Origin of the sequence: Trabulsiella odontotermitis, assembly GCF_001188485.1 — a bacterium.
In the GTDB taxonomy this organism is placed as follows: Bacteria; Pseudomonadota; Gammaproteobacteria; order Enterobacterales; family Enterobacteriaceae; genus Trabulsiella; species Trabulsiella odontotermitis_A.
Genome location: NZ_JNGH01000089.1, coordinates 1 through 10423, shown reverse-complemented (window position 1 = coordinate 10423; position 10423 = coordinate 1). Strand labels below are relative to the sequence as shown.

Annotated in this window: 11 protein-coding genes and 2 pseudogenes; 4 read left to right on the top strand and 9 right to left on the bottom strand. The window is 55.4% G+C overall.

Annotation, left to right across the window (positions count from 1 at the left end):
- From GM30_RS12890 to yncE, 5 genes are all read right to left on the bottom strand, one after another.
- A partial coding sequence (locus GM30_RS12890; protein ID WP_476690996.1) for a type 1 glutamine amidotransferase family protein occupies positions 1-291 on the bottom strand: 291 nt, incomplete at its 3' end.
- Positions 292-309: 18 nt separating this feature from the next.
- The gene (locus tag GM30_RS12885; protein WP_049848947.1) at positions 310-1011 is read right to left on the bottom strand and encodes a cysteine hydrolase family protein; all 702 of its coding nucleotides are present in this window, start codon (positions 1009-1011) and stop codon (positions 310-312) included.
- A 140-nt stretch (positions 1012-1151) separates the two neighbouring features.
- Complete coding sequence (pptA, locus tag GM30_RS12880; RefSeq protein ID WP_049848946.1) at positions 1152-1379, bottom strand: tautomerase PptA; 228 nt, start codon at positions 1377-1379, stop codon at positions 1152-1154.
- 56 nt (positions 1380-1435) lie between these two features.
- Complete coding sequence (locus GM30_RS12875; RefSeq protein ID WP_049848945.1) at positions 1436-2068, bottom strand: glutathione S-transferase family protein; 633 nt, start codon at positions 2066-2068, stop codon at positions 1436-1438.
- Between the two features lie 63 nt (positions 2069-2131).
- On the bottom strand, positions 2132-3193 hold the full coding sequence (gene yncE, locus GM30_RS12870) for a 7-bladed beta-propeller protein YncE (protein WP_049848944.1): 1062 nt from the start codon (positions 3191-3193) through the stop codon (positions 2132-2134).
- 260 nt (positions 3194-3453) lie between these two features.
- On the opposite strand from yncE, the pseudogene GM30_RS12865 reads away from it, so the two are divergent.
- A pseudogene (locus tag GM30_RS12865) lies at positions 3454-5419 on the top strand (TonB-dependent receptor domain-containing protein).
- Between the two features lie 62 nt (positions 5420-5481).
- On the opposite strand, the gene GM30_RS12860 reads toward GM30_RS12865, so the two are convergent.
- Entirely contained in the window at positions 5482-6141 is a 660-nt protein-coding gene (locus tag GM30_RS12860; protein ID WP_049848943.1) for a GntR family transcriptional regulator, read from the bottom strand.
- Positions 6142-6426: 285 nt separating this feature from the next.
- Positions 6427-6867: a helix-turn-helix domain-containing protein gene (locus GM30_RS12855; RefSeq protein ID WP_049848948.1), complete on the bottom strand. Its 441-nt coding sequence runs from the start codon at positions 6865-6867 to the stop codon at positions 6427-6429.
- Between the two features lie 61 nt (positions 6868-6928).
- Here GM30_RS12855 and GM30_RS12850 point away from each other — a divergent pair, with 61 nt between their 5' ends.
- Both GM30_RS12850 and GM30_RS12845 read left to right on the top strand, forming a co-directional pair.
- Positions 6929-7447 (top strand): GNAT family N-acetyltransferase, encoded by a 519-nt coding sequence (locus tag GM30_RS12850; RefSeq protein ID WP_049848942.1) that lies wholly within the window; start codon positions 6929-6931, stop codon positions 7445-7447.
- The gene (locus GM30_RS12845) at positions 7444-7893 is read left to right on the top strand and encodes a DMT family transporter (protein WP_049848941.1); all 450 of its coding nucleotides are present in this window, start codon (positions 7444-7446) and stop codon (positions 7891-7893) included. Before GM30_RS12850 ends, GM30_RS12845 begins: the two co-directional genes overlap by 4 nt.
- Before the next feature lie 2 nt (positions 7894-7895).
- On the opposite strand, the gene GM30_RS12840 is transcribed toward GM30_RS12845, so the two are convergent.
- Both GM30_RS12840 and GM30_RS12835 read right to left on the bottom strand, forming a co-directional pair.
- Positions 7896-8129, bottom strand: a complete 234-nt coding sequence (locus GM30_RS12840; protein WP_049848940.1) for a YdcY family protein — start codon at positions 8127-8129, stop codon at positions 7896-7898.
- Between the two features lie 16 nt (positions 8130-8145).
- A complete protein-coding gene (locus tag GM30_RS12835) occupies positions 8146-9741 on the bottom strand; it encodes an ABC transporter substrate-binding protein (protein ID WP_049848939.1) in 1596 nt (531 codons plus the stop codon).
- 270 nt (positions 9742-10011) lie between these two features.
- On the opposite strand from GM30_RS12835, the pseudogene GM30_RS24420 reads away from it, so the two are divergent.
- A pseudogene (locus GM30_RS24420) lies at positions 10012-10423 on the top strand (SrfA family protein); the annotation flags it as partial.

The following is a 10423-nucleotide window of genomic DNA, read 5'->3' as shown; positions in this document are numbered from 1 at the left end:
CTGATGCGCCGTTCGCAGCGCCGCCAGCAGCCGCTCGTCGGGATGCGTCACCGCCGGGTTCCAGCTCGGCACCACCACGATATCCATTCCGCTCAGCGCATCCAGCCCCTTATCGACGACAATCGAAAACCCCGCATTGGTTTTCATCTGCCCTGGCGTGGTGGCGCAAATGGTCACCTCGCAGAGCGGCGTCCCGTCCGGTGCGACCACCAGTTCAAAGACAGCACATGGCACGGACAGATGAAACGGAATAATGCCATCAAACACAACAATACCAATGCGGGTCATCATCACTCCCTTCAGATAACGTTACAGCGTCACCGGCAGATCCAGCACCTCTTGCGTGGTGCGAATTTCCGCGAACACATCCGCGACACCGGCTATTGCCGCGCGCTGCAGCAGCTGATGATCAATCACCCCGCCGCGCGAATCATCAATACTGCGCGTGGCGGTCGCATCCTCAGGAATGATGACGCTGAAGCCCTTTGGCACGGCATCGCGCGACGTTGTGGAGACGCACATATGGGTCATCAGACCGGTCACAATCAGTTGCTTAGTCCCTTTCGCCTTGAGTTGCTGCTCAAGATCGGTGCCGACAAAGGCGCTGGGCGTCGCTTTAGTGATTATACGATCCTCTTTCGACGGCTGGAGATCTTTATGAAACTCAGCAAAGACCGAGCCTTCGGCAAATATCGGGCCGTTTTTCGCACCGACGTGGCGCACAAACCACACCGGAATGCCCTTCTGATGGGCGAACTCTACCAGCTTTTTACTGTTGTTGAGCGCTTTCACGCCGTCCGGGATCACCATTTTGCCGCCGGGGAAATATTCATTCTGGATATCAATCACCAGCAGCCCGGTAGTGGGTGCGGAGAGCGAGGTAGTGGCGGTCGCGCCACTCATTGTGCGGATGGTGTTGGTATTCACTGGTGACAACTCCTCAGTAGTGGCCAGCGCGGGTGCAGAAAGCATCGCGGCGAAAAATAATGTATTGCATAACAGCATCTTCATCGTGGCGTTCCTTGTGTGATGGATGCGGTCATTATTCCTGTAACTAATGCGGCGCGGCAGATATCTGCATCCCCAAAAGCGATCGTTTTGGGCCAAAGATGAGGGAAAAACGGGCACGACCCGCAGGCCGTGCCGGGCTGCTACATGTTATAGCCGGGCTTCTTGATCAGCGTCTCCAGCTGCGGCGCGATTTCGCTGTCCCACACCTGTTTCCAGTCGGCTTCCTGCACCTGATTCAGCGCGATACTGACCGAACGGTCTTTGCTGTTGAGATGACGAACGATGACGTCAGTGATGTCGGCGGCCAGCGCGGTTTTCTGTTCGTCAGTCAGATCGCGGGGAAAGCATTTGATATCAATGTGTGGCATGGCAGGGCTCCTTATGATGATGTGCATTTAACACTAACACACCTTTAATCAGCGCTTTACCCGTTCGTGCCGGTAATAATGTCATTGCGCCGCAGCACGTCCTGCAGCTCAGGAAGCTGGTACACCGTGTCGGCAATGGCATAAAACTTTGGCGTGTTGGCCTTAAACCAGTCGTGGCGCGGCCCCCAGCTGCGCATGATGGCGATGTAGACATCAATCAACGTCAGCCGCTCACCGAGCGCGTACGGCGTGGCAACAAGCTGGCTTTCCAGCCAGCGGTAAAGGGTTTTGCGGTAGTTACGGCAGCTTTCGACCAGCTCGCTGGCGCCGGTTTCGGTCCAGCGTTCGGGGTAATCGGCGTAGGTAAACGTCGGGTAAACGTTAGCCACCAGCCAGATCAGCAGGCGCTGGAACTGACGACGCTGCGGCGTATCGGGCGGCGGTGCCAGCGTCGGGCATTCATCCAGGATCATCAACGCGATGGCCGCGGTTTCGGTCATCACGCTGCCATCGGTCATTTTCAGCGTCGGAACCTGACACAGCGGGTTCAGCGCTGAAAGCGCATCCTGCTGCGGACCGGGCTGGTCAAATCCTGAGACATCGACGAATTTGTACGGGATTTTAGCCAGCGTCAGCATCACTTCACTGATTGCAGAACCCCAGCCCGGTGCGCCATAAACGGTAATCATCAGCGACCTCCTCAGACAAAAAACTGAGTATAGGTTCGGATGCCCGCTTCTGCCTGCCTTGCCTTACAGCGCAATCCTTATTACATCATCAGGTTGCGTCGCCTCTTTCTGGCGTGAAGACGCCTGTTTCACCGTTACAAACAGCGTTTTGCCGTCGGCGGAGAGCGCCAGGCTGTTGGGGTGCGTCGGCGTGTCGATGGTTTTTATTACCTTATAGCTTTTTGTGTCGATCACGCTGACTTTTCCGGCCTGGCGATGGGTGACGTACGCTTCGTTCCGCGCCGGGTTAAACAGCACCGCCAGCGATTCCGGGGCGGCGATTTTTTCCAGCACGTTGCCGTTGCGGGTATCAACAACCAGTACCTCCGGCTGTTTAGAATCGGTGATGAACGCGCGGTGTCCGGCGGTGTCGAGGCTCAGATTAAGGTAGAAATGTTCTTTACCATCGTCGAGGAGTTTCTTGCGTGACAGGATCGTATTGCTGGCCGTATCGAGGGTAATCAACTCGCCATCGGCATTGGTGACGTACAGACGCTGCGCGTCGGCATCCAGCGCCAGTCCGGTGCCGAACGCGCCGGTGCCGGTAATGGTCGATTTCAGCGTCAGCGTCGTGCCGTCAATCGCCCACACTACGCTCTCTTTCCCCACACCGGCGACGTAAACGGTATTGGTTTTTTCATTCACCACCAGTTCACGCGGTTGCAGCGGTTTTACCGTTTCGCTGCGCTGGCGGTTATCGAGCACCACGCGCCCTTTCACCTCACCGCTTTTCGCGTCCACTGCCGTAACGGCGCCGTTGATGGTGTTGCCAAACCACAGCGTCCGGGTTTGTGAATTGAAGGCCGCACCGAACGGTTTCACGTCGTTATGGATTACCTGCGTCACGTCCAGGCTCTGCGGATCAAGGCGATAGATCACGCCCCCTTTATCGGTTTTGCGGCTTTGCGCGGTGGCGACCCACAGCGCGTTTTCCTGCTGGCTGTAAGCCATTTCGTAAGCCCCTTTCCCTACCGCTTTGCGCAGCATCTCTTCAGCGGCGTGCGCGCTGAAGCTACCGGCAAGCAGCAATGAACTGACGAACAGCGAACAACGCAGGCGGGGTGTGGACAGAAAACGTAAAGACATGACGACTCCCTTTGATCAACAAAATGATGTGCTGCTCCACATGGCTTCCGGCTCGCAACGTCATGGCATTGCGTTATTTTCAAATGCGAATAGTAATCATTAATGACATAAATGTAGAGAAATAATTCCGCGTGTTGCAGCGAGGGAGAATTTTTAATCCTGGAATTAACCGAATGTGCCGTTAAACTTTTCATGACATTAACAAATTCATTACCATTACCGGGTTAATACGTTTGGATTTCTCCGCACAAGTGAGTGTCATGAAAATGTGTACTGTTCGCAGGGTTGCGCTTCCGGCTCTTCTCCTTCCCCTCATNTGTTGCCCGCCACACCACAGGCAGTCTCTGAACTGGATACCCCCGCTGCGGTCAGCGTGGTGAATGGCGACGATATACGCCATGCGGCCCCGCGCGTGAATTTATCCGAATCCCTCAGCGGCGTGCCGGGATTACAGGTACAAAACCGGCAAAACTACGCACAGGATCTGCAACTCTCGATCCGCGGGTTTGGTTCGCGCTCCACCTACGGCGTGCGCGGCGTGCGGATGTACGTGGACGGCATTCCGGCGACCATGCCTGACGGCCAGGGGCAGACGTCGAATATCGATATCAACAGCATCGACCATATCGATGTGCTGCGCGGCCCCTTCTCGGCGCTGTACGGCAACTCTTCAGGCGGCGTGNGAAGCCAGCAGCTATTACGGCAGCTACGGCTCGTGGCGCTACGGGCTGAAAGCCACCGGCGCGGTGGGCGACGGCACGCAGTCCGGCGACGTCGATTACGCGGTTTCCACCAGCCGTTTTGCCACCCACGGTTATCGCGATCACAGCGGCGCGCGCAAAAATCTTGCCAACGCCAAACTGGGCGTGCGGCTGAATGAAGACAGCAAACTGACGCTGCTGTTTAACAGCGTCGACGTAAAAGCCAACGATCCCGGCGGTCTGACTTACAACGAATGGCAGTCGAACCCGCGCCAGTCGCCGCGCGGCGATCAGTACAATACGCGTAAAGACATCAAACAGACTCAGGCGGGCCTGCGCTATGAACGCCAGCTAAGCGAGCAGGATGCCCTCAGCGTGATGATGTACGCCGGGGAACGGCAGACGACACAGTACCAATCCATCCCAATGGGGCCGCAGTTGCGCCCTTCCCACGCAGGTGGCGTTATCGATCTTGAACGACATTATCAGGGTATCGACACCCGCTGGACGCATCAGGGTGAACTCGGGGTGCCGGTCACCTTCACCACCGGGCTTGATTACGAAAACATGAGTGAAAAGCGCAAAGGCTTTGAGAATTTCGTGATGGCTGATGGCTCGCCACAGTTCGGCGAAAAAGGCGCGTTACGACGCGACGAGCGCAACCTNGGATGCCGGCGTGCGCTACAGTTCGGTCTGGTTTGACTCCAACGATCATTACGTCAGGCCGGGTAATGCCGATGCCAGCGGCGAATCGAGCTATCACAAATGGCTCCCGGCGGGCTCACTGAAATACGCGGTCACCGACGCCTGGAACCTCTACGCCTCTGCCGGTCGCGGGTTTGAAACGCCGACCATTAACGAAATCTCCTACAAAACGGGTGACGGGTTAAATCTGGATCTGAAACCGTCCACCAACACCACCGTGGAAGTGGGCAGCAAAACCCGCATCGGTAACGGTCTGCTGACGGCGGCGCTGTTCCAGACCGACACCGATAACGAAATCGTGGTGGATAACAGCGACGGTGGGCGCGCCAGCTACAAAAACGCCGGGAAAACCCGCCGTCAGGGCGCGGAGTTGTCGCTGGATCAGCAGTTCGGGGAAAACTGGCGCATGACCGCTGCCTGGACCTGGCTTGACGCCACCTACCGCACCGACGTCTGCGGTGACGGAAGCTGCAACGGCAACCGCATTCCGGGCATCGCTCGCAATATGGGGTTTGCGTCACTGGGCTATGTACCTGAAGCAGGCTGGTACGCGGGCGCGGATATTCGTTATATGGGCGACATCATGGCCAATGACGACAACACCGCCAAAGCGCCGTCCTGGACGGTGGTGGGCCTCAATACCGGCTATAAATTTGATCTGGGCAAATGGAAAATGGATGTGTTCGGTCGCGTGGATAATCTGTTCGATCGTCAATATGTCGGATCGGTGATCGTTAACGAGTCAAACGGACGCTACTATGAACCCTCACCGGGACGTAATTTCGGTGTGGGATTATCACTGGCATATCAATTCGAATAACATCGCATAACACTTTCCCCGGGCAAATAATAAGACGTTGTTCCGGGGAAGTTCAATATCGATTAATAAACGTACTGGCGCTGTAAAATAAACGTATCGTGATCGATAATGGTTTCCATGGCGAGGCACGCCGTCGCCTCTTCTTTCATTTCCAGCGAGGTCAGTAAATCCTTGTAAAAAAACGTGCCGGGGAAAATATCGAATGATTGCGGATGGAGGAAATTAAAGCAGGGGCCAATTTGAACCCACAGTTGCTCAATAAGCGCGGTCAGCGTCGGCATTTCCGCGTAGCGGTAGAGACGGAAACGAAACAGATAATTGGCCTGCAGCATCTGCTCGACATCCCCTTGCTGAACGCTGTGCTGGAAATCGTCCGCCAGACGCTGCAGTTCGGCCAGCTTTTCGGACGTCATGTGCGTCAGCGCCGTTGCTGCCGCCATCCCCTCTAACCGCTTTCGGATGGCGTTGATCTCCGTATAGCGCTCCTGCGACACCACCGGCACCAGAAACGCCTGGGCAGGCGTCGCCTGAAGTGCGCCCGAGGAGACCAGCCGCAGCAGTGCTTCGCGCACGGGGGTAATACTGGTGCCTAACTGCTCGGCAATGTCTTTGGTGATTAACCGTGCGCCGGGCTTTAACGCGCCAATTATCAGCGCGCTTTTTAAATTCATTTCGACCTGAGTGGTCAGACTCATGCGCTGTGCTTTTTCAAAATCCAGCATATCTACTTCCTGTGGCTAAGACTCGTCGTTATCGTTGCAGCCGTTTAGCAGAAACTATTTTACAGGACACAGAGAATATATCCTGTATCGTTAGCCGGTGTTGGGATGTGAAATAAAAAGTCAACTGTCATTTTTTAGAGTTATTAGTTTGCTAATGAAGGCCATACCTTACTGCGCGCGTAAATCTACGCTGCAATAATTAAAGACGCTAAAAGTAAAAATTGCCATGAAAATATTTCGCGCAGCGCAGCACTGGCGAAATAATGTCTAATTGATAACTATGGTTTATGAAACCGCCTGATTTAATCTCACCACAAGATAAATACAGGGCTGTTCAGATTCGTTGACAAAACGACAGTCATTCGGCGGTCCGAGCTCGAGGCAATCCCCTGCTTGCATTTCATGGCGCGTATCGCCCTCGATAAACACCAGTTCCCCCTGCTGCAACCAGATAAGCTGGCGCGCCAGCGCATACGACGACGCCGGCATCGGAATATCACTCCCGNNTGCGCGGGCAATCAACGTCGACATGCTGAGCCCAAACGCCCCGGACAGTCGCCCGAGCATAGTGGCCGTCGGGCTGCTCTCGCCGCGTTCAATTTTATGCACCATCGCGCGGGAGACCCCGGCCCGTTCCGCCAGTTCGCTGAGTGACCAGCCGCGGGATTCGCGTTCGATTCGCAGGCGCGCGCTGATGCGCTGATTTAGATTGTCTTCGGGTGTCATCGTGGAATACATTATAGTAATAACATCGTACTACTATAGTATACATGCCATGAGGTTTGCTATGACGATTCGCTATGCCTGTAAAGAAGACTGTGCAGCGATTGCAGAAATCTACAATCACGCCGTGCTGCACACCGCCGCCATCTGGAATGATTCCACCGTCGATACCGACAACCGGATCGCCTGGTTTGAAGCGAGGCAGGTATTGGGGTATCCGGTCCTGGTGAGCGAAGAAAACGGCACGGTGACCGGGTACGCCTCTTTCGGCGACTGGCGCGCCTTTGATGGCTTTCGTCATACCGTCGAGCATTCGGTGTACGTACACCCGGCATACCAGGGCAAAGGACTTGGCCGTTTATTGCTAACGCAACTGATTGACGAAGCCAGAAACATCGGCAAACACGTGATGGTCGCCGGTATCGAATCGCAAAACCTCGCCTCTCTCCAGTTGCACGCTTCCCTCGGTTTCATCACCACCGGCGAAATGCCGCAGGTCGGCACCAAATTTGGCCGCTGGCTGGATCTTACCTTCATGCAATTGCAGTTAGACGACCGCACCGAGCCGGACGCGCTGCCATGAACCAGTCGCTGACCCTCGCCTTTCTTATCGCCGCCGGGTTTGGTCTGGTGATACAGAACACCCTGATGGTGCGCATCACCCAGAACGCGTCCACCATCCTGATCGCCATGCTGCTGAACTCGCTGGTGGGGATCGTGCTGTTTGTCAGCATCCTGTGGATTAAACACGGCGCGGGCGGGTTTCATGAGCTGGCGGCCAGCGTGAAATGGTGGACGCTGATCCCCGGCCTGCTCGGTTCGTTCTTCGTCTTCGCCAGTATCAGCGGTTATCAGTATGTCGGCGCGGCAACGACTATTGCGGTGTTAGTGGCGAGCCAGTTAATCGGCGGGCTGGTGATGGACGTGATGCGCAGTCAGGGCATTCCCTGGCGGGCGCTTGTCGGGCCGGTGTGCGGCGCGGTGATGCTGGTGGCTGGCGCCTGGCTGGTGGCCAGACGCCAGTTCTGACGTCAGAGGATCGTGCCGCCTTTGGTGAGCTGTTCGCGGCGCGCTTCCATATCTTCCTTGTGCTGGCGGCCGTGATGCGCGATGGCATTACGCAGGCGCTGCTGCTGTTCGTAACGGCCTTCGCGGCTCAGCGCCGCGTCTTCGCTCAGTTCAATCAGCAACTCATTCATATGCGTGATTACGCTCTCTTCCACCGCCGCGTCCACGCGGGCGATGACCTCCTCCAGATGCGACATAACCGCTCCTTATCGCTTAATTTAACTTCGCTTTCGAGAAATCGCTGCCCATCAGACTTACGCTAAAGCCGGAGACGTTGCTGCGGGTGGCGAAGAAGGTTTTGCCGTTCGCCAGCGCAATCCACGGCGCCTGCTGATAGTAAATATCCTGCGCCTGGCCGTACAGTTCAGCACGGGCGGCCGGGTCGCTGGTCAGCTTCGCTTTTTGCACCAGGTCATTGTACCCCTTGTCGCACCAGCGGGCAGCGTTAGAACCGGTTTTGACGCTGCCACAACCGAGCAATACGTCTGCGAAGTTATCCGGGTCGCCGTTGTCAGACATCCAGCCAAACAGCGCGGTGTCGTGTTCGCCTTTACGCATTCCGGAGAGGTATTCACCCCACTCATAGGTCACGATTTTCGCTTTAACGCCCACTTTCGCCCAGTCGTTCTGGATCATCTCTGCGATACGGCGCGAGTTCGGGTTATACGGGCGCTGAACCGGCATCGACCACAGCGTCACTTCGGCACCGTTCTCCAGACCCGCCTGCTTCAGCAGATCCTTCGCTTTTTGCGGATCGTAAGCGTAGTCCTGCAGATCTTTTTTGTAGCCGAGCATATTTGGCGGCAGCGGCGATTTCGCCACCGTACCGGAGCCCATAAACACCGCGTTGACGATGGCTTTTTTGTCCGTCGCGTAGTTCAGCGCCTGGCGCACCAGCACATTATCAAACGGTTTTTTCTCGGTATTAAATGCCAGATAGCCCACGTTCAGCGCATCCACGGAATGCAGCGCCAGATCTTTGTTTTTCTTGATGGCGTCGAACTGTACCGGTGACGGCGCAGGAATAATCTGGCATTCGTTGGTCTGCAGTTTCGCCAGACGAGTCTGGACATCCGGGGTGATGGAGAAAATCAGGTGTTTTGTCGGTACCGCGCCATCCCAGTAATTCGGGTTGGCGATGTAGCGGATCAGCGAATCCACTTTGTACTGTTGCAGCACGTACGGCCCGGTGCCGATCGGCCAGTTATCGACGTTTTCCGGCGTGCCTTTTTTCATCATCGCATCGGCGTATTCCGCAGAAAGGATAGAGGCGAAATCCATTCCCCAGTCGGCAAGAAACGCGGCATTTGGCTCACTCAACACAAACTGGACGTGATAATCGTCGATCTTCCTCACGTCCTGAATCAGTTTATCCAGCCCGACGTCAGTGAAATATTCATAGTTGCCCTGCGAGACCTTGTGGTACGGGTGATTAGGGTCTTTCTGACGCATTACCGAGAAAATAACGTCATCGGCATTAAAATCACGCGTCGGTTTAAAGAATTTGTTGCTGTTGAACTTTACGCCCTGGCGCAAGGTAAAGGTGTAGGTTTTACCGTCCGGCGAGATGGTCCACTCGGTGGCCAGCGACGGCACCGGGGTGTTTTTCACCGGATCAAAATTTATCAGGCGGTTATATTGTGTTTGCGAGCTGGCGACAAACGACGGGCCGGAGCTGGCAATCTGCGGGTTGAAGGATTCCGGTGACGCTTCAGAACAGTAGATGATGGTGTCTTTATCTGCCGCGAAGGCGCTTGCCGGGAGTAGTGCGCTCAATGCCAGCGCGAGGAGTGTGATCCCTTTAGACATGGTGGTAAACCCTGCTTTTATTATGTGGATCTTAATAACAGCACAGTCGGTAATAACTGACAAATAATCAATCGTCATCAGGTTATGCTAAGCGGGTGTTTTTCGTTGCTTTCTTCATCAGCTGTTTGAGTTAAGTAGTTTCTCAAAGGTCAAGCAAAAATTTACCGCTCAATAGCACGAGAATTCGTCGGTTTTAGCCTGTCTTTTGCCGTTTAGAACCCAGCCCACTCCAGTAGAGTAATGGAGTGAAGAAGTCTATGGGATGAGAACGTGACAAAAACACTATTACGCAGCGGCGATCTTGATGATTTCCAGGCTGTCGGCGGCGGCGGTCAGGCGGTCTTTGACTCGGCGTTGCAAATCCGTGAAACCCTGCGCCTGCGCAAACAGCTCGCGCTGGTAGACTGCCTGGCGATCCCCCAGGTTNCCCCATCGAAGGTAAAGCGGTTGCCTGGAAAGCCGCCGATGAAGGATCCCGCGAACGGGCGCTGCGTTTTCTGCACAGCACGTTTGACAGCGCATTAGCGCTGAGCCGCAAAAGCCTGCAATCCGGCAAAACCGCACAGCAACTGTTCGGTGCCCTGCTGGAAAAAGCGCTGCAGTTCCCCGGTGAAAATCACGTTTACCTGGTCGACGGCAAGCCAGTCATTACCTTCTGGGGCTTTATCAACCTCAACGAAAA

Bases quoted from the DNA above. Each gene is read 5' to 3' on its own strand.
- GM30_RS12845 (WP_049848941.1), top strand. From the start codon at position 7,444: ATGAACCAGTCGCTGACCCTCGCCTTTCTTATCGCCGCCGGGTTTGGT.
- GM30_RS12835 (WP_049848939.1), bottom strand. From the start codon at position 9,741: ATGTCTAAAGGGATCACACTCCTCGCGCTGGCATTGAGCGCACTACTC.
- GM30_RS12860 (WP_049848943.1), bottom strand. From the start codon at position 6,141: ATGCTGGATTTTGAAAAAGCACAGCGCATGAGTCTGACCACTCAGGTC.
- GM30_RS12840 (WP_049848940.1), bottom strand. From the start codon at position 8,129: ATGTCGCATCTGGAGGAGGTCATCGCCCGCGTGGACGCGGCGGTGGAA.
- pptA (WP_049848946.1), bottom strand. From the start codon at position 1,379: ATGCCACACATTGATATCAAATGCTTTCCCCGCGATCTGACTGACGAA.
- GM30_RS12850 (WP_049848942.1), top strand. From the start codon at position 6,929: ATGACGATTCGCTATGCCTGTAAAGAAGACTGTGCAGCGATTGCAGAA.
- GM30_RS12885 (WP_049848947.1), bottom strand. From the start codon at position 1,011: ATGAAGATGCTGTTATGCAATACATTATTTTTCGCCGCGATGCTTTCT.
- GM30_RS12875 (WP_049848945.1), bottom strand. From the start codon at position 2,068: ATGATTACCGTTTATGGCGCACCGGGCTGGGGTTCTGCAATCAGTGAA.
- yncE (WP_049848944.1), bottom strand. From the start codon at position 3,193: ATGTCTTTACGTTTTCTGTCCACACCCCGCCTGCGTTGTTCGCTGTTC.